21 protein-coding genes are annotated in these 21,061 nt (G+C 40.1%); all 21 read left to right on the top strand.

Annotated features, from left to right (window positions below):
- The first annotated feature begins 29 nt into the window (after positions 1 to 29).
- Positions 30 to 3,500, top strand: a complete 3,471-nt coding sequence (porW, locus tag BUC12_RS11685) for a type IX secretion system periplasmic lipoprotein PorW/SprE (RefSeq protein WP_139262052.1) — start codon at positions 30 to 32, stop codon at positions 3,498 to 3,500.
- Positions 3,501 to 3,602: 102 nt separating this feature from the next.
- Positions 3,603 to 4,040, top strand: coding sequence for a hypothetical protein (locus BUC12_RS11680; protein ID WP_062178150.1), 438 nt, complete (start codon positions 3,603 to 3,605; stop codon positions 4,038 to 4,040).
- Positions 4,041 to 4,425: 385 nt separating this feature from the next.
- Positions 4,426 to 6,195 carry an ABC transporter ATP-binding protein gene (locus BUC12_RS11675; RefSeq protein WP_062178153.1) on the top strand — a complete coding sequence of 590 codons (1,770 nt, stop codon included), beginning with the start codon at positions 4,426 to 4,428 and terminating at the stop codon, positions 6,193 to 6,195.
- Between the two features lie 224 nt (positions 6,196 to 6,419).
- Positions 6,420 to 7,400, top strand: coding sequence for a hypothetical protein (locus tag BUC12_RS11670; protein WP_062178156.1), 981 nt, complete (start codon positions 6,420 to 6,422; stop codon positions 7,398 to 7,400).
- Between the two features lie 608 nt (positions 7,401 to 8,008).
- A complete protein-coding gene (locus BUC12_RS11665; RefSeq protein ID WP_062178160.1) occupies positions 8,009 to 11,581 on the top strand; it encodes an Ig-like domain-containing protein in 3,573 nt (1,190 codons plus the stop codon).
- Positions 11,582 to 11,632: 51 nt separating this feature from the next.
- Positions 11,633 to 11,968: a hypothetical protein gene (locus BUC12_RS11660; protein ID WP_062178165.1), complete on the top strand. Its 336-nt coding sequence runs from the start codon at positions 11,633 to 11,635 to the stop codon at positions 11,966 to 11,968.
- Positions 11,969 to 12,254: 286 nt separating this feature from the next.
- Entirely contained in the window at positions 12,255 to 12,674 is a 420-nt protein-coding gene (gene rpsL / locus BUC12_RS11655) for a 30S ribosomal protein S12 (RefSeq protein WP_062178166.1), read from the top strand.
- A gap of 157 nt (positions 12,675 to 12,831) precedes the next feature.
- A complete protein-coding gene (rpsG, locus tag BUC12_RS11650; protein WP_062178169.1) occupies positions 12,832 to 13,308 on the top strand; it encodes a 30S ribosomal protein S7 in 477 nt (158 codons plus the stop codon).
- Positions 13,309 to 13,332: 24 nt separating this feature from the next.
- A complete protein-coding gene (gene fusA / locus BUC12_RS11645) occupies positions 13,333 to 15,459 on the top strand; it encodes an elongation factor G (protein ID WP_062178173.1) in 2,127 nt (708 codons plus the stop codon).
- An 89-nt stretch (positions 15,460 to 15,548) separates the two neighbouring features.
- On the top strand, positions 15,549 to 15,854 hold the full coding sequence (gene rpsJ / locus BUC12_RS11640) for a 30S ribosomal protein S10 (protein WP_026626968.1): 306 nt from the start codon (positions 15,549 to 15,551) through the stop codon (positions 15,852 to 15,854).
- 24 nt (positions 15,855 to 15,878) lie between these two features.
- Entirely contained in the window at positions 15,879 to 16,493 is a 615-nt protein-coding gene (rplC, locus tag BUC12_RS11635; RefSeq protein WP_062178176.1) for a 50S ribosomal protein L3, read from the top strand.
- Positions 16,493 to 17,122 carry a 50S ribosomal protein L4 gene (rplD, locus tag BUC12_RS11630; RefSeq protein WP_062178178.1) on the top strand — a complete coding sequence of 210 codons (630 nt, stop codon included), beginning with the start codon at positions 16,493 to 16,495 and terminating at the stop codon, positions 17,120 to 17,122. The genes rplC and rplD overlap by 1 nt, the downstream gene beginning before the upstream one ends.
- Positions 17,123 to 17,132: 10 nt before the next feature.
- Complete coding sequence (gene rplW, locus BUC12_RS11625) at positions 17,133 to 17,426, top strand: 50S ribosomal protein L23 (protein WP_062178181.1); 294 nt, start codon at positions 17,133 to 17,135, stop codon at positions 17,424 to 17,426.
- An 8-nt stretch (positions 17,427 to 17,434) separates the two neighbouring features.
- Complete coding sequence (gene rplB / locus BUC12_RS11620) at positions 17,435 to 18,259, top strand: 50S ribosomal protein L2 (RefSeq protein WP_062178184.1); 825 nt, start codon at positions 17,435 to 17,437, stop codon at positions 18,257 to 18,259.
- A 21-nt stretch (positions 18,260 to 18,280) separates the two neighbouring features.
- Positions 18,281 to 18,550 carry a 30S ribosomal protein S19 gene (gene rpsS / locus BUC12_RS11615; RefSeq protein ID WP_062178187.1) on the top strand — a complete coding sequence of 90 codons (270 nt, stop codon included), beginning with the start codon at positions 18,281 to 18,283 and terminating at the stop codon, positions 18,548 to 18,550.
- A 47-nt stretch (positions 18,551 to 18,597) separates the two neighbouring features.
- Positions 18,598 to 19,002: a 50S ribosomal protein L22 gene (gene rplV / locus BUC12_RS11610; protein ID WP_062178202.1), complete on the top strand. Its 405-nt coding sequence runs from the start codon at positions 18,598 to 18,600 to the stop codon at positions 19,000 to 19,002.
- Positions 19,003 to 19,011: 9 nt separating this feature from the next.
- Positions 19,012 to 19,758 carry a 30S ribosomal protein S3 gene (gene rpsC / locus BUC12_RS11605; RefSeq protein WP_062178205.1) on the top strand — a complete coding sequence of 249 codons (747 nt, stop codon included), beginning with the start codon at positions 19,012 to 19,014 and terminating at the stop codon, positions 19,756 to 19,758.
- A 21-nt stretch (positions 19,759 to 19,779) separates the two neighbouring features.
- Complete coding sequence (rplP, locus tag BUC12_RS11600; protein WP_026626976.1) at positions 19,780 to 20,211, top strand: 50S ribosomal protein L16; 432 nt, start codon at positions 19,780 to 19,782, stop codon at positions 20,209 to 20,211.
- A gap of 5 nt (positions 20,212 to 20,216) precedes the next feature.
- The gene (gene rpmC / locus BUC12_RS11595; protein ID WP_062178209.1) at positions 20,217 to 20,414 is read left to right on the top strand and encodes a 50S ribosomal protein L29; all 198 of its coding nucleotides are present in this window, start codon (positions 20,217 to 20,219) and stop codon (positions 20,412 to 20,414) included.
- A 9-nt stretch (positions 20,415 to 20,423) separates the two neighbouring features.
- On the top strand, positions 20,424 to 20,681 hold the full coding sequence (gene rpsQ, locus BUC12_RS11590; RefSeq protein WP_026626978.1) for a 30S ribosomal protein S17: 258 nt from the start codon (positions 20,424 to 20,426) through the stop codon (positions 20,679 to 20,681).
- 2 nt (positions 20,682 to 20,683) lie between these two features.
- A complete protein-coding gene (gene rplN / locus BUC12_RS11585) occupies positions 20,684 to 21,049 on the top strand; it encodes a 50S ribosomal protein L14 (RefSeq protein ID WP_062178212.1) in 366 nt (121 codons plus the stop codon).
- Positions 21,050 to 21,061 lie beyond the last annotated feature (12 nt).

Genomic DNA, 21,061 nt, shown 5'->3' with positions numbered 1-21,061 from the left:
GATTCTGCTCCTTAAAAAAAGATTGGGGATTGAAATATAGAAATATCATATTAGCAGGTGCAACTTTAATAATGTTTGCGGGGTGTTCGACCAAAAAGAATACCCGTAATACCCGTTGGTACCACGAAATCAATACCCGGTACAATATTTATTTCAATGCCGAAGAAGCCTATAAGGAAAATCTGGAGCAGAAGATGAAGAGCCGTAATGATAATTTGTCTCTTTTGCTCGATATTTATCCGGTGCGCGAAGAAGATGGTTTGAAAGAACAAACCGGAGGAGCTTTCGATGTAAGCGTCGATAAAACGACAAAGGCTATTAAACTACACTCCATAAAAGCCAAACCGCAACGTGACCCTTCACGAAGGAAAGATGTTGAATACCAGAACTGGCTGAAACAGCAGGAATTTAATCCTTTTCTTAAAAACGCATGGTTGTTGTTAGGTAAATCCGAGTATCAGAATGAAGATTACCTGCAGTCGGTTTCGACGCTTTCGTATGTAACCCGTCTGTATAAAGACGATATTGAGGTTGTTACCGAGGCCCGTATCTGGATTGCTAAGGGATATATTGCAATGGGTTGGTTCTACGAGGCGGAAGATACCTTTCATAAAATAAAGATCAGCGGAGGAGTCCCTTCAGGTTTACAATCGGAATACGATGCCGTATATGCCGATTTTCTGTTAAGGAAGAAAGATTATACCGAAGCTATACCTTATCTGGAGAAAGCCATTAAAAGCGAATCTGATGGATACCAAAGGATGAGGATGCGTTATCTGTTGGGGCAGTTATATGCCCGGGAGGGAAATTCGGCAAAGGCATACGAAGCTTTCGATAAAGTGATGGGAATGAGTACTCCGTATCTGTTCACCTTTAATGCAAAAATACAACAGGCCAATCTGGTTGATGATGTCAACCGGAAAGAAGTTTTGAATAAGCTGAATAAGATGCTCCGTGATTCTAAGAACAAAGAGTATCTCGATCAGGTTTACTTTGCGATAGGGAATATATACCTCAATCAAAGAGATACGCTCAAAGCTGCCGAAAACTACCGGAAAGCAATAGAGAAAAGTGTTAGGGGCGGTTATAATAAGGCAGTAAATGAAGTCCAACTAGGTGATATCTATTTTGCCCAACGGGATTATGTAAGGGCTCAGCCCTGCTACTCGGGCGCTTTGGCCGGTTTGAGTAAGAAGCATGAACAATATCCGAGAGTGTCTTTGCGCTCGGAGGTATTGGACGAGCTTGTAGTATACGTAAAAGCTGTGCATTTGCAAGATAGTTTGCAAGCGCTTGCCAGAATGCCTGAAGATGAACGTATGGCTGTAATCTATAAAATTATTGCCGATCAGAAGAAAGCGGATGAACAAGAATTGAAAGAACTGTCGCGCGAAAATTCGACATTTACAGGTAACCCCAATGATCCCTTATTCACACCCAATACGCCGAATATTCCTACAGGTCCGGCTGTGACCGGAGGGGTGGGAAGCTCTACTTTTTACTTCTATAATAAAGAATTGGTCAATAGTGGCAAGGTAGCCTTTAAACAGCGTTGGGGTGGCCGGAAACTGGAGGATGACTGGCGCAGGAAAGATAAACAGGTGTCTTTGGTGGCAGATAATCAGCAAGATAAAGAAGAAGAGGCTGAGGAAAAAGAGAAGAAAGAAAAGACAGACCAACCGGATGGTCTACCCGAAAAATACAATCCGGACTTCTATTTGAAGCAAATTCCATTAACGCCACAGGCGATCAGCGAGTCGAATACGATTATTGAAGATGCTTACTTCAATATGGGTAAGATATATAACGAAAAATTGGGTGATTACCAGTTGGCGATCGACGCTTTCGAGACAGACTTACGCCGTTTCATTTTGTCTCCTAACAGAGAAGAAATTTATTATCAATTGTTCCTGATCAACTTGCGTTTGGGTGATCACGAGCAGACAGCCCGTTACCGGAATATGTTATTAAGATCATTCCCCGAAAGTATCTATGCTGCCGCACTGTCCGATCCAAACTACGAATGGAATATCCGCAATATGCACGAACTGGAAACCGGATTGTATGACCAGACTTACCAGGCTTATCTGGCGGGTAATGTTGCTCAGGTGCAGGCTAATTACGATTCGATGAAAACGAAGTACCCGTTGTCGGTACTGATTCCGAAATTTAAGTTTCTGAATGCGTTGACTTATGCCCAGACTAATAATGCTGAAAAGTTTAAAGAGGAACTGACCGAACTGATCGATAAATATCCGAAAGAAGATGTGACCGAATTGGCTGCGGAAATGCTTAAAGGGGCATTGGAAGGACGTCCGTTATCGCCCGACTCTAGCCCTATGCGTGGTATGATCTGGGATCTTAAACTGGGTAATGCGCTGAAAGAAGGAGAAGAAGCCGAAGGTATAGATTTTGTGGCGAATCCCGATGCCGAGTATATGCTTGTATTCCTTTACCAATCGAATTCTATAGATAAGAATCAGCTGATATATGATGTTGCAAGTTACAATTTCTCGAAATTTGTATACCAGACATTCGACTTGAGTTTTGCAGAAACCAATTCTCTCGAGATGTTACAGGTACGCGGGTTCAAGTCGTTCCAAGATGTTATATTGTATATCGATATGGCATTCGAGAAAAATTCGTTGATGGATAGCCTCGATCCGTCTATTATTCCTATACCTATATCAACCGACAATTATATAGCATTGCTGAATGGCAAGACATTGAACGAATATTTCTTGTTCTTTGAAGAGAATTATACGAAAGAAATGATTCCGTTGATTATGTATTGGAATCAACAAAGGGAAAAAGCTTTAGCTGCACCTGCAGAAACCGTACCCGAAGAAACAAAACCGCTTGAAGAGGAAAAGACCGAAGAACCGGAAATTGTCCGTCCGCCTATAACTCCGACTCCTCCTAAGAAGGAACCGGAAGTGATAAAGAAAGAAGATGATACACAGTCGATAGGTGTAGATAAAATACTCGATGAAGATCAGATCGAAAAGGCTGACGAATTAATAAATAAAGCGCAGGATATATTAGACAATCCGGTGGAAGGTTTGAAGAATCTGTTTAAATCTTCGGATAAACCTAAGTTGACAAAAGAAGAAAAGGCTGCCGAAAAAGAAGAAAAGAGAAAACAAAAAGAAGAAGAAAAACGGAAGAAAGCCGAAGAAGATGCTGCCCGTAAAGCAGCTGAAAGAGTTGAACAAGCCCGTCAGGACTCGATAAGTTCGGCAGAGAAGGCCGCTGCGGATGCAATTAAAGCTGCTAAGCAAGCAGATGAAAATGAAAAACGCGCGGCTCTGAAAGCTAAGGAAGATGCTCGTAAAGAACGTCAACAAGAACTGAAAGCTAAAGAAAAAGCGCGTAAGGAAGAGTTGAAACGCCGTGAGAACGAACGCAAGGAACAACTCAAACAACGCGAAAGGGAGCGTAAAGAAAAACTGGAACAGCGCCGAAGGGAAGAGAATGCCCGGAAGCAAAACAAAAGCTAGAATTCAAAATAAAAACAATTATAACAAGAACTGGTTATAGCTCTGGGATGTTGTATTTAGTGCTTACTGTTACTTAACTAAAAATAAAATTTCGAAAACAATATGGGAACACAAACCAAATCATGGAAAAAGACCATCTTCAAAATTATATTGGTTTTGGTCGTATTGGGAGCCGGAGCCTTTTGGGTTTACTTCTATTATCCATACGGAGCGAGTAGTGTCAAAGCCGGACAGCTTAACTATGTAATGTATAAAGGTGTCGTTTTTAAAACTTACGAAGGGAAACTTATTCAGACCGGAATAAAAGCCGCTGCTACCGGAGGTGTACAGTCCAATGAATTTGAATTTTCGGTAGAAGACAAGGCTTTGGCCGAAAAGTTGATGAATATGGCCGGCCAGAATGTGAAACTGCATTACAAAGAATATTTTGGTGCTTTACCTTGGAGAGGATATACCCGTTATATCGTTGATAGTATTGTGTCGGTAGAGGATGCAAATCCCAACATGAATGTAGATCCCAATCTATTGATCAATTATTGAATTTAAGCCAGTCATAGGGAGAGGTGCTCTTTATAACAGCTGCACTTATTTTGTCGAATGGGATCTTGATTCTTCGATTTGGATTGATGTAAAATGAAAAGCAACCCCGACCGCTGTATTAGTAGATAGTATAAATATAAAGCACCTTTTTTATCTATAGTAAAAGGAGATCAAAGTATTTGATCCTATATTTTCTTAAAGTAGAGAAGACCCGAAAATAAAATTGTATAAAATGTGTCACTTTTGTCACCTTACGAGGCTTTATTTATTGATATACAGAGATAAACGTGGGTGGCAAAGTATACAGAAAGGTGACAAGAAATATACAGGTATTGTATAAGTATGTAACCTTTTTGTAACTTTAGTTTTAGATATATAGACAGGAATGGCTCACGGAGACAGTTATAAACATACCGAAAAACCGAAAGAAGGACGCAAGACTTTCTTCCGGCTGATGTCGTATCTGTCGGGTGACAGACATCTGTTAGCTATCATAGGTATACTGATCGTGATAAGTATAGCGTGTAATCTGGCAGGTTCTTATTTATTGCGCCCTATTATAAATGACTATATCCTTCCCGGCAATATAACAGGGTTGGTAGGAATGCTGGTTGTATTAGGCGGGGTTTACCTGAGCGGCGTTGCTGCTGTATTTATTCAATATCGATTGCTGAACAAGATCGGGCAGCGCACGGTTACCCGTATCCGGATGGACTTGTTCCGGAAAATGGAAATATTACCTGTTAAGTATTTTGACGAGCATCAACATGGCGACCTTATGAGCCGTTATACCAATGATGTGGACAAGATAAGTGATGTATTGACCGATAGCCTATCCGATCTCCTGTCGAGTGCACTGACTCTGATCGGTATATTCGCCTTGATGATCTATATAAGTCCTATACTGACTTTAGTGACTTTTATTACTATCCCTTTGATGTTTCTGAGTGCAAGTATTATTGTTAAACAAAGCCGTAAATACTTTAAAGCCCAGCAGGCAACATTGGGCGAAGTCAACGGGTATATTGAGGAAATGATAAGCGGACAAAAGGTGGTTAAAGTGTTCGGGCACGAAGAAAAGGTGATGCAAGACTTCGAAATCCTAAATCAGAAGCTGAAAACTAAGTCCGAAAAAGCGCAACTATATTCGGGGATGATGATGCCTGTGATGCAAAACCTGAATACGCTGAATTATGTGATTATAACTATTGTCGGGGCTTTACTCGCCATTTACAGGGGGTTCGATGTAGGTGGTTTGGCTGCATTCCTTCAATATTCCCGCCAGTTTGGTCGCCCTATCAATGAGTTGGCCAGTTTGTATAATAATATACAGGCAGCTATAGCCGGGGCCGAGCGTATTTTTCAGGTGATAGATGAGCCTGCCGAAAAAGAAGATTGCGAAAATGCCATTGTGCTGTCCGATATTAAAGGGGAAGTGAAAATGACCGATGTTTACTTCGGTTACAGACCCGAAAAGCTAATATTGAAAGGGGTTTCTTTACATGCCCTCCCCGGTGAAACGATAGCTTTGGTTGGTATGACGGGAGCCGGTAAGACTACCATCCTGAATATGTTTCCCCGTTTTTTCGATATAAAATCAGGGGATATCACTATTGATGGTATCTCTTTACAGAATATAAAACGAAGCAGTCTGCGCGAGTCAATGGCTATCGTGCTGCAAGATACCCATCTCTTTACCGGAACTGTTAAGGAGAATATCCGTTTCGGTCGTCTTGATGCTACCGACGAAGAAGTAATTGAAGCAGCAAAGTTAACCGCTGCACATTCTTTTATCAAGCGTTTGCCTCAGGGATATGATACCTTGCTCGAGAACGATGGGTCTAACCTTAGCCAGGGGCAGCGCCAGTTATTGAATATAGCCCGGGCAGCGGTGGCTAACCCTTCGATACTGTTGCTCGATGAAGCGACCAGTAATATTGATACCCGGAGCGAACTGCTTATTCAGCGTGGATTGGATCAACTGATGACAGGACGTACCAGTTTTATTATAGCACATAGGTTATCGACAGTCCGTAATGCAGACAAAATCTTGGTGATGGAACACGGGCAAATTATAGAAGAGGGAACTCATGACGAACTGTTAGCTGATAAAGGGAAATACTATTCGTTGTATAAAGAACAATTTCAGGAATAAAAGATCTTGTTAGTATTCCTTTCTAGATTTGTGTATTTGAAAATATTTGTCGAACTTTGCATTCAATTGATTTATACCTTTATATCTTCAAAATTTGACTTCTTAACATAGCAGAGTCAGTTCATTTTATCACTTATTCTTATTGAGTGGACAATGGGTGTGTTACCTGTTGTCAAGAGAAAAGTGGGCTGTCTGTTTTATAAAAACTGATAATTTTATCTATAATGAAAGAAAGTAACAAGCTGCACGAACGACTTATCAGCACAATTAAAAAGTCAATGTCAGATGGAGATATTTTAGTTAATGAATTAATGGATGCTTTATGTATCGGAAAAGAAGCTGTTTACCGGAGACTCCGGGGAGAAGTGGCTTTTACTTTTGATGAAATAGCGGCTCTTTCACGTAAATTCGGATTTTCTTTGGACTCGGTTGTCGGGGTCGAAAGCCAGGCCGAAGCTATTTTTGATTTACGTATTTTTGATCCCGATTTTCAGATTGAAGATTATTGCCATAAGATGATCGAATATACAAATATATTCCGGAAACTTAGCATGTCGTCGTATTCAGTACTCCGGATGGCATTAAATGCCTTACCGTTTCCGGCTCTTTTGCCTTATCACAATTTAACCAAACTACGGCTCTACCGTTGGATATACCAATCTCAAAAATCTTTGTACTATAAGTCTTTTTCCGAATTTGAAATTCCCGATAAAATACTTGATATACACAAATTATATATAAAGGAAATGCGCCAGATACAGAGAATCGTAATAGTGATGGATCATAGCGTTTTTCTCTCTTTTATAAAAGAAATCTCATATTTTTATAAATTAAATCTTTTTACTCAGGACGAATTTGATGAAATTAAATCTGAATTGTTGGCATTTGTCAATGATTTGGAAGAAACATCCCTCTCAGGAAGATACAATGGAGTGAATGATGTTCAGATTTATATTTCCGATATCAGCCTCGATAGTTCTTATGTTCATTATGAGTGTAATGAATTTGAAGTAGCATTGTTAAGATTATATTCGATGAATACAATCGAGTCGCAAAACGAAGAGATTTGCCGCGTCCAGAAGGAATGGATCGAATCCTTAAAACGGTATTCTACATTAATCACACAAAGTGGGGAGAGACAGCGTCACTCGTATTTTACTAAACAGAGGGAGGCTGTGCGCTCTTTGCCTTCTTTGATAAGTTAAAAGTGTTTTTCGAAATTATTATCTCCTTTTTTTCTAAAAAAAGACACTGATTTTAGCTGTTTTCTCTAAAAAAACAACTTTATCGCGCTTTGTTTCGCTAATAGAAATCTTGTTAACTAAAAATGATGATTAATAAATTAGAATTTTGATAAAAAGGAGCGATCTTTGTTTGAGAAGAAAAGTTAATATTTCTTCTTAAAATAAGCTAAACAAAACAATAAGAATCTTAAACTTTACAGGTATTACTGCAAAATATCTTGTGGATAGAAGCAAATTTTTAAAGTATTAAAGGTAGAAAGTCAAAATTAAAGTAATTAGTAGGTTGAACGAAAAACATAGATTATGTATAAAGACCTGTTGTAGTAGAAAATTGAGTAGAATTGATTTGCTTATATAATTCGTGGCATAACACATTATTCAGATAAGCAAGTTCTGAAAAAATCATCTGGTGGGCTTAATGTTTTCAGCGCTGTTAGGATAGTATTTAACTATTCTGATTAACACTTCCATGTGTTTTTCAACAAAGCGAAAATGTTAATGCTATATAACTATTATGTACTTATACAATCATTATCAGGGCAGATATATATTTGCCCCAAGAGAAAGCTATGCATTATTTGAAAGATAAAAGAAAGAAGTTAAAGGGGTTATTGACTTTGTTATTAGGTTTGTCGATATTGAATGTTTCAGCCCAGATATATGGTCCTGAAATAATTGTTAACGGAGATTTTGGGACTATCTCGTCGGTAGGGAAGAATGGGGATAATCAGAAAGGTAGCCATATCTATCCGAAAGTTTCGACATCGTTAATCGGGACTTATTATCAGCCCGCCACAAAACTGTGGTATAATAATTCTTTACAAACTATAAATGCAAATCCGACCGTTACCATCGGTATTCCTTTAACTTCGAGCCAAACATCATACACCTGGGGGTTATCAGAAACATATAGGGGTAACAATAATTCTAATTCGTATTACTTACCACGGTCATCGAACAACAAAAGTAGTGGAGAGCTGGTCTCTCATGCCCCAACCGATGGTTACTATGTAATAGCCACTACTACAAAAGGGATGCTCAATTTGCCGGTCGTTAACAGTAATAACTGGGCGGTGACGATGTATGACAGATACGAAACCAATACGGCGTCACCTACGAACTATTTTATGGTTGTGAATGCGGATATGGATCCGAGCAAGATATTTTATCAGCAAAAAGTGCCGGTAGTGTCAGGACAGGTATATCGGATGAGTGTCGATCTGGCCAGGTTGAACAACCTTAGTGAGATTGCTCCTTCTGTAGCTTTTGTTATAGAAAGTAGTCAGTCCGTATTAACTACAGCCACGCCTAAGCGGACTATCGACCTGACTACTGTAGCTACATGGGGTACTACTTATTTCGACTATATAGCTCCATGTAATGTGGGGTCCGAATCTGCGGTGTATGTTGCTTTCCGTAACAATGTGAAAGGTGGGGGCGGGAATGACCTGGTACTCGATAACCTGAGTATGAAAGCTATTATACCTCAGATAAAAGCGGATATTACATCTACAGACACGTCGTGTAAAGCTGAGTTCACCTTGTCGGGATCGGTTGTAGGTAGTTTTACCACCGGCTATTTATACAAGTGGCAGAAGAAGGTTAATAGTGTATTTGTTGATATTTCAGGACAGACCAAGGGCACGTTTACAACAACAGAACCGGGCGATTACCGGCTTGCGATATATACATCTGCTACATCGGCTTGTCCTATGTATTCGAATGTGATAACTCTTGTGAAACGGGGTACGTGTATTGATACTCCTCGTCCGGTAGCTGTCGATGATTATTATGCGATACGTGCCGATCAGGAACTTACTGCTAATATTCTGACAAATGATTCTCCCAGCGTTCAGGGGGCTGCTTTAACAGTAGTCAGCTTTACGGTGAATGGGACGAAATATCCATCGGGGAGCTCTGCCCAGATATTTAAAGATGGAGTTTTGGCCGGAGTAGTGTCTATTAGTCAAACAGGAAGTCTGGTGTTCAAGTCTGTTCCGGGTTTGTCCCTGCCGCAGCAAATGCCGGATATAACGTATATTATCTCGGAATCCAATGCAGGTGAAGATCAGGCAATTGTTCGTATAACGGTTACATCTCCGCCTTCTGTCAAAGCGGCGATAGCGGATGCAACATGTACGCAATGTCCGGTCCATATAACTATATCCGGTAGCGACTTGCTACCGGGGCCTGCTTATTCGGTATATCTGGGTGATGTTAAAAAAGCGACTTTCGATGAAGCTTATCATGCGATGTTTACCGAAAGCTTATCCGGGGAGTTGGTTTATTCGATAATGGATGGAGTAGGGACTGTTATGAGAACGGTAACGGTAACCGTCCATCCATCTTCGGCGACATGGAAAGCAGTTGCTGTAAATGATTCGTGGTCGGATCCGGCTAACTGGCAGACAACAACCGGAGGAGGATATCCTATCTGGTGCACAGATGTGACGCTTCCTTCAGTGTCTAATATTTATCCGACTTTAGTAGATGCAGATGCCTGCAGGGACATAGTATTCAAGAGCGGGGCAGCTGTCGGTCAGGTTCAGCGATTATTGTATCGAAAAGCATTTGTCGAACTTTTACTTAACCGTAATAGGTGGTATATGCTGGCAGCCCCCTTACGTTATATGTATTCGGCGGATTACCATGGCGATATGACATGGACGGATGCGATGTCTCCCAAAATATTTATGATGTATTTCGATGTGAAAACGAATCTGAACCCGGATGGACGGAGAGGTTATTCGGTAGGTAATTTTTCGATTCCATTCGCTGACCTCGAAGAAGAAGTCGATGCAGGGAAAGGTTTTGCCCTATGGGTCAACGGAAAAGAACCGGGTTATGATTATGCGGATGCGAACTTTCCCGCAGGTACTCCGTATCGTTTTCCTCGTCTTTTGCCGAACGGAAGTGATGTGTCTTATAGCTATCATGACGCATCAACAGGAGAATGGCTTTACCCTTCCGAGTCTTTAGCGCGTGGAGTACAGACCGCTGTTCCTGATAGTCTTGTATGGGTGGCGAACTATGCGAATCTGTCAGCGGATCAAAAGGATAATCGGTATAGATTTGCATTCGAAGAGTCTTATTCGAACGGAAGCATTACTGTGCCTGTAATCCCTGGTGCTACCAATATAATAGGAAACCCGTTTATGTCTTATCTTGACTTTAATAAGTTTCTGGCTGATAATGCCGATAAGGTCTATGGATATTATCGCATTTGGGACGGTGTCAAATTCTATTCATATATACTAGGAGGTGTAAGTGAGGCCTGGGGTGGATTATCGGGATTAACAACCGATACATCTACTTCGGTTACAGGACAGTTTGTTTCGCCGATGCAGTCCTTTTTTATCGAAACAAAACCCGGGGCAGAATCAGTGTCTTTTAAGCCTGCGAATATTTCTACCGGGGGAGTATCTTCTTCAACAGCGCTTCGCGCAACATCCGAAGGTATGTCGAATGTTATTAACCTAACTCTTGATTTTGCCGGGGTCAGTTCCCGGTCAATAGTTGCATTGCATCAGTCTGCATCTCTGAATTATAAGGTCGGAGAGGATATTAAGAAGCTATTTGCACCAGGGGATCAGACTCCCGAGATATATACTTTTTCGGATGATGAAGTTGCTTCTGATATTAATGTTATCGGTAGTACAGCCGAAACACAAACTGTATCTGTTGGTGTAAGAACTGCGAAAACCGGAAGCGGTACAATTAAAATATCGGGTATCGAGACTGTTGATGCTTATACCGAAGTGGTGCTTGAAGATCGACAGTTGAAAAAAGAATATGATCTACGGAAGGTATCTTCTGTTTCATTCGAAAAGACGGTGTCCGGAAACCTCGAAGACCGCTTTTTCTTAAGATTGAGTAAAAAGCCGGTGTCTGGAATTTCTGATGAGCATCTCGCTGCCGGAGGTGTCTTTTCCGTGCGAAAAGCCCCTGGTAAAGTTGAGATAGAATCATCAGGGCAAATGATACGGTCTGTCAGAGTATACAACGTATCGGGACAACTGATTAAATATTTACCCGAAGTCAACAATACATATGCTGAGTTTGATACTTATCAGTTTAAAGGAGCTTATCTGATAACCGTGACTACAGCCGACGGCGAAAATACATTTAAAGTAACAATATGATGACACAATATCAAAGAGGGGAAGTTGATGCCTCCTAAATAAGTAATATTTATGAAGATTATAGTAGAAGTTTTATGCATACTTTTTGTATGTACAGGCTCTTCATATGCCCAAAATGAAGGATCAGATGTTAATGTGGGCGGAAACCAGATGCTTCCGTCGGAGGTATATTACAATGAAAATATAGCAGTTAACCTGATTGCCTCCAATAGTCCAACTTTAGCTGATGGAACAAATGGAGGCTACAATCCTAATGATGGTTGGGGAAATCCGGAATTGGGAGCTGTAGGTGCACCTGTCGGAAGCTTCGAACTGCCTTTGATCGCTTTTGTAGTGTGCTATTTATTGTTTCTTTTCCATCGGCAAAGAAGAGCTGTCCGAAACTAAGATGGCAGTAGAGGATTTATGAAGCGGGGTAGAATATTTCTACTCCGTTTTTTGTAATCGGAAACTGAAAACCGGGTTTCTGTGTTTTTTTTCTTAAGTTTTTGAATGTGAGGCGTTGTATATCTCATTGATTTATTGTATTTTTGCACCTCGATTTACTCTTTAATGAGCAGTCTTCATGTGTATCTCTTTGGGATTCATGTGTTTGGCTGTTAATTATTGTCGTATGTCGTAGTAGTTTAACCAAATAATAAATTGAATTTTTTAAGTTCTAAAAATTAAAAAAATGCCTACAATTCAACAACTAGTAAGAAAAGGACGGGCTGTTTTGGTTGAAAAGAGTAAGTCTCCAGCTCTGGATTCTTGCCCTCAGAGAAGAGGTGTTTGTGTGCGTGTGTATACAACCACTCCTAAAAAACCAAACTCAGCGATGCGTAAAGTAGCACGTGTACGTTTAACAAACTCAAAAGAGGTAAATGCTTATATTCCCGGAGAAGGACACAATTTGCAAGAGCACTCAATTGTACTTGTTAGAGGTGGTCGTGTTAAAGACCTTCCGGGGGTACGTTATCACATCGTTCGCGGAACATTGGATACTGCCGGTGTAAACGGCCGTACTCAAAGACGTTCAAAGTACGGAGCTAAACGTCCTAAAGCAGGAAAAGCAGCACCAGCAGCACCAGCTAAGGGAGGAAAGAAGAAATAAATCTTCATTCCGATAACCGACATTTTTAATTAATTCAAGTATTAAAGTGTTTTTAAGTTTATTGGGTAAGCTACTATAGGTTGAGTAAATGGTTCGGCGGAACTGTTGAAGACGGGAAAATGGCAACCAAAAACAAGAACAAAATTTTTAACAAACAATGAGAAAAGCAAAACCAAAGAAAAGACAGGTGCTTCCAGATCCTGTTTTCGGTGATGTAAAAGTTACGAAATTCGTAAACCACTTGATGTATGATGGTAAAAAAAGTACTTCATACACAATTTTCTATACAGCGTTAGAAGTAGTAAAAAATAAACTTCCTAACGAAGAAAAAAGCTCTCTTGAAATATGGAAAGCTGCTTTGGAGAATGTAACTCCTCAGGTAGAAGTGAAGTCTCGCCGTGTAGGTGGTGCAACATTTCAAGTACCAACTGAAATTCGTCCTGACCGCAAAGAGTCTATCTGTATGAAAAACCTAATCCTTTACGCTCGTAAAAGAGGTGGAAAAACAATGGCTGACAAATTGGCTGCCGAAATTGTTGATGCATTCAATAGTCAAGGTGGAGCATACAAACGTAAAGAAGATATGCATAGAATGGCAGAAGCTAACCGTGCATTTGCTCACTTCAGATTTTAATCAAGAAAGAACAAGATATAAACAATGGCAAAAAGTGCAGATAGCTTAAGGAATACCAGAAATATCGGGATCATGGCCCATATTGATGCAGGTAAAACAACTACATCAGAACGTATTCTTTTTTATACAGGCTTAACTCATAAAATTGGAGAAACTCACGATGGTACAGCCACTATGGACTGGATGGATCAGGAGCAGGAACGTGGTATCACTATCACATCTGCTGCTACCACTACTCAATGGAAGTACGATAATGAGACGTTTAAAATAAACTTGATTGATACTCCGGGGCACGTTGACTTTACTGTAGAAGTAGAGCGTTCACTACGTGTGTTGGATGGAACAATTGCAACTTTTGACTCTGTAGCAGGTGTTGAGCCTCAATCAGAAACAGTTTGGCGTCAGGCTGACAAATACGAAGTGCCTCGTATTTGTTATGTGAATAAAATGGACCGTTCGGGTGCAAATTATTACGAAGTTGTACGTCAGGTTCGCGAAATGCTAGGTGCTAATCCTTGTCCTATCCAAATCCCGGTAGGTGCTGAAGAAACATTCAGAGGTATCGTTGACTTGGTTATGATGAAAGCTCTTTACTGGCATGACGAAACTATGGGTGCTGACTATAGTATCGAAGAAATTCCCGCAGAACTTCTTGATGAAGCTCAGGAATGGAGAGATAAAATGTTGGAAGCTGTAGCTGAATGCGACGATGTATTGATGGAAAAATTCTTTGATGATCCATCTACTATCACAGAAGACGAAATCAGAACCGCTATCCGTAAAGGAACTCTGTCAATGCAGATTACTCCTATGCTTTGTGGTTCGTCATTTAAAAATAAAGGTGTTCAACCTCTATTGAATGCGGTTTGTGCTTACTTGCCAAGCCCACTTGATACTCCTGCTATCGAAGGATACGATCCCGAAGATCCGGAGAAAAAAGTTGTACGTCACCCAAGTCCCGATGAGCCTTTCAGTGCATTGGCATTTAAGATCGCTACAGACCCATTCGTAGGTCGTTTGTGTTTCTTCCGTGTTTACTCGGGTGAAATTCAGGCAGGATCTTATGTGTACAATTCTCGTTCGGGAAAGAAAGAGCGTATCTCTCGTCTATTCCAAATGCACTCTAATAAACAAAATCCGAAAGACCTTATCGGATGTGGTGATATTGGTGCCGGAGTAGGATTTAAAGATATCCGTACAGGTGATACACTTTGTGACGAAAATAATCCGATTGTTCTTGAAGCAATGGACTTCCCTGATCCGGTTATCGGAATCTCTATTGAGCCTAAAACTCAAAAAGATGTGGATAAGTTGGCAACAGCTTTAGCTAAATTGGCTGAAGAAGATCCAACGTTCCGTGTACATACCGATGAGGAAACAGGTCAGACTATTATCGAAGGTATGGGTGAGCTTCACTTGGATGTACTTATCACTCGTCTTCAACGTGAGTTTAAAGTTGAGTGTAACCAAGGTCGTCCACAGGTTTCATATAAAGAGGCAATTACTCAGACTGTCGAACTTCGTGAAGTTTATAAGAAACAATCCGGAGGTCGCGGTAAGTTTGCTGATATCATTGTAAAAGTGGGTCCTGCTGATCCGGATTTCGAAGGAACACTTCAATTTGTAGATGAAGTGAAAGGTGGTAATATTCCTAAAGAATTTATCCCTTCTGTTCAGAAAGGTTTTGCTTCGGCAATGGCTAACGGTGTATTAGCCGGATATGCATTGGATAAGTTGAAAGTCGTTCTTATTGACGGTTCTTATCACCCAGTCGATTCAGACCAGTTGTCATATGAGCTTTGTGCGAGATTGGCATTTAAGAGTGCTTGCGAAAAAGCAGGCCCAGTTCTTCTAGAGCCCATCATGAAAGTTGAAGTTGTAACTCCTGAAGAAAACATGGGGGATGTAATCGGAGACTTGAATAAACGTCGTGGACAAGTAGAAGGAATGGAATCTAGCCGTTCAGGAGCACGTATCGTAAAAGCAAAAGTTCCTTTGGCTGAAATGTTCGGTTATGTAACAGACCTGCGTACTATTACATCGGGTCGCGCATCTTCTACAATGGAATTCGATCACTTCGCACAGCTTTCTGCTTCAATTGCTAAACAAGTGTTGACAGAATGCCAAGGTCGTGTAGATCTTATTAAATAATGAAATGTATGCAGACTGTGATTAGTAAATGACTCTTAATCGCAGTTTGCATCATTATATAAATCAATTTTATTAATTAAAAGACCATTATGAGTCAAAAAATTAGAATCAAACTGAAATCTTACGATTACAACTTGGTGGATAAATCTGCTGAAAAAATCGTTAAAACAGTGAAAGCTACAGGTGCTGTAGTAAGCGGACCAATTCCGTTGCCAACACACAAACGTATCTTCACCGTAAACCGTTCGACTTTCGTTAATAAAAAGTCACGTGAGCAATTCGAATTGTCTTCTTATAAAAGACTGATCGATATCTATAGCTCGACAGCAAAAACTGTAGATGCTTTGATGAAGCTAGAATTACCAAGTGGGGTAGAAGTAGAAATTAAAGTTTGATAAACCAGTAAATTAATTAAAGAAATGCCAGGATTATTAGGAAAAAAAATCGGAATGACATCCGTTTTCAGTGCCGAGGGAAAAAATCTTCCATGCACTGTTATCGAAGTGGGTCCTTGTGTTGTTACTCAAGTTAAAACTGCTGAAACAGACGGTTACGAAGCTGTTCAGTTGGGTTTTGTCGATCAAAAAGACAAACACACAACTAAACCTTTGGCTGGTCACTTCAAAAAAGCAGGAGTAACAGCTAAGAGACACTTGGCTGAGTTCAAAGGATTTGAAGGTTGCAAACCAGGTGATGTGCTAAATGTAGATTTGTTTGAAGAAAACGGATTTATAGATGTTGTAGGTACTTCAAAAGGTAAAGGTTTCCAAGGGGTTGTAAAACGTCACGGTTTCGGTGGGGTTGGACAAGCTACCTTAGGACAACATAACCGTTTGCGTGCTCCGGGTTCTATCGGTGCTTGTTCTTACCCAGCTAAGGTATTCAAAGGAACAAGAATGGGTGGACAAATGGGTAATGTACGTGTTACCGTACAAAACTTACAAATTATTAAAGTGATCGCTGAACACAATCTTTTGTTAGTAAAAGGTTCTGTTCCGGGAAGCAAAGGTTCAATCGTATTAATTGAAAAATAATGGAACTTAGTGTATTAAATATAAGCGGTAAAGATACCGGAAAGAAAGTATCGTTAGACGATGCGATCTATGGAATCGAGCCTAACGATCACGTTCTTTGGTTAGATGTAAAACAGTACTTGGCTAACCAACGTCAAGGTACTCATAAGTCTAAAGAAAGAAGTGAATTGTCAGGTAGTACACGTAAACTAATCCGTCAAAAAGGTGGTGGTGGAGCCCGTCGTGGTGATATTAACTCTCCTATTTTGGTTGGTGGTGCTCGTGTTTTTGGCCCTAAACCAAGAGACTACAGCTTCAAATTGAATAAAAAAGTAAAAGTTCTTGCTCGTAAATCGGCTCTTTCTTATAAAGCGAAAGAAAACCAGATTATCGTAGTAGAAGATTTTAACTTCGAAGCTCCAAAAACTAAAGATTTCGTGGCTTTAGCTAACAATCTGCAAGTGACTGATAAAAAGGTAGTTTTAGTTTTGTCTGATCAAAATAAAAACGTATATTTGTCGGCTCGTAATTTGCAACGAGTTAAAGTTGTAACTGCTTCTGAAATAAATGCTTATACAATCTTGAATTGCTCAAGTCTTGTGTTGGCAGAATCTTCGGTTGCGGTAATTGATAAACTTTTAAAAGCATAAGGAGGTAAAAATGGGAATTTTGATTAAACCTATATTGACAGAAAAACAAACAGCGATCTCGGATAAATTTCCTAACCGCTATGGTTTTCGTGTAACTCCTGATGCAAATAAAGCTCAGATCAAAGCAGCTATAGAGCAAGTTTACGGAGTGAAAGTGGAAAGCGTAAATACTATTAACTACCCAGGAAAACGTAAAAGCCGTTTTACAAAAGCCGGTGTAGTAAATGGTAGAACTTCTGCTTATAAGAAAGCAATTATTACCTTGAAAGAAGGTGAAGTTATAGACTTTTTTAGTAATATCTAAATACAAAAATGGCAGTACGTAAATTAAAGCCCACAACACCGGGGCAAAGACACAAAGTTATTGGTACATTTGAAGAAATCACTGCGCGTGTACCAGAGAAATCTCTTGTAGTCGGTAAAAGTGCTTCAGGTGGCCGTAACAACACCGGAAAAATGACAGTCCGTAATGTTGGTGGTGGTCACAAAAGAAAACTGAGAGTAATCGATTTCAAGAGAACAAAAGACGGAGTTCCTGCTACTGTACAATCAATCGAATACGATCCGAACCGTTCGGCTCGTATCGCATTGCTTTATTATGCAGACGGAGCTAAAGCCTACATTATCTCACCAACAGGTTTGCAGGTAGGTCAGACAGTGATGTCAGGTGCTGATGCAGCGCCTGAGGTAGGAAATGCATTGCCGTTGGCAAACGTTCCTATCGGTACAGTTGTTCATAATATCGAATTACGTCCAGGTCAAGGAGCTAAAATGGCTCGCTCGGCAGGTGCTTATGCACAGTTGACATCGCGTGAAGGAATCTATGCAATCCTTAAAATGCCTTCGGGTGAAACACGTAAAGTACTTTTAGCTTGTAAAGCTACAGTAGGAAGTGTTGGTAATTCGGATCATGCACTTGAAAGATCAGGTAAAGCAGGACGCTCTAGATGGCTTGGTCGTCGTCCACGCACACGTGCTGTGGTAATGAACCCAGTCGATCACCCAATGGGTGGTGGTGAAGGACGTGCTTCGGGAGGACATCCTAGATCACGTAATGGATTGTACACTAAGGGTCTTAAAACAAGAGCTCCTAAGAAACATTCTTCTAAGTACATTATTGAAAGAAGAAAGAAGTAACCTGATTTAATTTAAAAGATTATGAGTCGTTCGTTAAAAAAAGGCCCGTATATTAATGTGAAGCTTGAGAAAAAAGTTTTGACCATGAATGAGTCAGGCAAAAAAGCTGTAGTTAAAACATGGGCAAGGGCTTCGATGATTTCTCCTGACTTTGTAGGACATACCATCGCTGTACATAACGGAAATAAATTTATTCCTGTATATGTAACAGAAAATATGGTAGGTCACAAACTAGGTGAATTTGCTTTAACTCGTACTTTCCGTGGACACGGTGGTAACAAGAAAAAGTAATCTGAGCAAAGCCAAAATTTATTCAAAAAAAGAAACATTAATATAAAATGGGTAAGAGAAAAAGAATAGCAGCTGACGCTAGAAAAGAAGCAAAACAAGCAGTTTCTTTAGCTAAGTTGAATAACGTTCCTACTTCACCTCGCAAAATGCGCTTGGTAGCCGATATGGTAAGAGGTATGGAAGCGTTCAGAGCTCTTGGCGTTTTGAAATTCTCAAATAAAGAAGCTGCAGCAAGAGTTGAAAAACTGTTGCTTTCGGCTATTGCTAACTGGGAAGCTAAAAATGAGCGTAAAGCTGAGAGCGGAGAACTTTATGTGTCTTCGATATATGTAGATGGTGGTGCTATGCTAAAAAGAATGCGTCCGGCTCCACAAGGTAGAGGTTACAGAATTCGTAAACGTTCGAACCATGTGACTATCGAAGTAGATACACTTAATAATAAACAAAATTAATTCAGCCAGATGGGACAAAAAATCAATCCGATAGCAAATCGTTTAGGTATAATCAGAGGATGGGATTCAAACTGGTATGGCGGTAAAAATTACGGTGATACTCTTTTAGAAGACAGCAAAATCCGTAAATACTTAAATGCCCGCCTGGCCAAAGCTAGTGTATCTCGCATAGTAATCGAAAGAACTTTGAAACTTGTAACTATTACTGTATGTACTGCACGCCCCGGAATTATTATCGGTAAAGGCGGACAGGAAGTAGACAAGCTAAAAGAAGAGTTAAAGAAAATTACAGATAAAGATATTCAGATCAATATATTTGAAATCAAAAAGCCAGAGTTAGATGCGGTTATCGTAGCTAACAACATTGCACGTCAGTTAGAAGGTAAAATTGCTTACCGCCGTGCCGTTAAAATGGCTATTGCTTCAACTATGAGAATGGGTGCAGAAGGTATCAAGATCCAAATCTCTGGACGTTTGAACGGTGCTGAAATGGCACGTTCTGAAATGTACAAAGAAGGACGTACACCATTGCATACATTCCGTGCAGATATTGACTATGCACATGCTGAAGCTTTGACTAAAGTAGGTTTGCTCGGTATCAAAGTATGGATTTGCCGTGGAGAAGTTTACGGTAAGAAAGACCTTGCTCCTTCATTCGTAGCATCTAAAGAAAATTCATCTCAAAACAGAGGAGGTGGAGATAACCGCAGATCATCGGATGCTGGAAGAGGTTTCAAGAAAGGAAAGAGAAAATAAGAATTAAACATTTGAAAAAAGATGTTACAACCGAAGAAAACAAAATTTAGAAGACAGCAAAAAGGTCGCATGAAGGGTAATGCTCAACGTGGCAACCAATTGGCTTTCGGTTCATTCGGAATCAAGACCCTTGACTCTAAATGGATCACCGGACGTCAGATCGAAGCGGCTCGTATTGCTGTGACTCGTTACATGCAACGTCAGGGACAAGTATGGGTGAGAATCTTCCCGGATAAACCTATTACAAAGAAACCTGCTGAAGTGCGTATGGGTAAAGGTAAAGGTTCGCCAGAAGGATTCGTGGCACCTGTTACTCCCGGAAGAATGTTATTCGAAATCGAAGGTGTGTCTTTCGAAGTAGCAAAAGAAGCATTGCGCTTGGCTGCTCAGAAACTGCCTGTTACTACTAAGTTTGTAGTACGTAGAGACTATGATTTAACTCAAAATTCTTAAGCACGATGAAAATTGCAGAAGTAAGAGAATTGTCCGATAAGGATTTAGCAGACAAATTAGTGACCGAAAGAGCGGCACTAGATCAGTTAGTTTTGAACCACAGTGTAACTCCATTGGATAATCCTGTTCAGATAAAAGGAAAGCGTCGTGATATCGCTCGTATTTTGACAGTGTTGCGCCAAAGAGAATTAAATAATAAGTAATAAGAGCTGATGGAAACTAGAAATTTAAGAAAAGAAAGAATCGGGGTCGTTTTCAGTAATAAGATGGAAAAAACTATCACTGTTGCTGTAAAATGGAAAGAGAAACACCCTATTTATGGAAAATTCGTTAATAAAACGAAGAAATATCATGCTCACGACGAAAAAAACGAGTGCAACATTGGTGATACTGTAAGAATCATGGAAACTCGTCCTTTGAGCAAACTGAAAAGATGGAGATTAATAGAAATAATTGAAAGGGCTAAATAATTATGATACAACAAGAATCAAGACTAGTCGTAACCGATAACAGCGGAGCCAGAGAAGCTCTTTGTATCCGTGTATTAGGTGGCACAAGAAGACGCTATGCATCTGTTGGAGATATTATAGTAGTTGCTATCAAGAATGTGATCCCTTCAAGTGATGTTAAGAAAGGTGCTGTAACTAAAGCTATAATAGTACGTACTAAAAAAGAAGTACGTAGAGCTGACGGATCATATATCCGTTTCGACGATAATGCATGTGTGTTATTGAATGCTGGTGGAGAAATCAGAGGAAGCCGCATCTTCGGACCGGTTGCTCGTGAACTTCGTGCAACAAACATGAAAATCGTTTCATTAGCACCAGAGGTACTTTAATCAAATTAATCC

This window comes from Indolivaga macrotermitis (assembly GCF_900128985.1).
GTDB classification, from domain to species: Bacteria; Bacteroidota; Bacteroidia; order Bacteroidales; family Dysgonomonadaceae; genus Dysgonomonas_A; species Dysgonomonas_A macrotermitis.
This window is presented reverse-complemented; position numbering and strand designations above follow the sequence as displayed.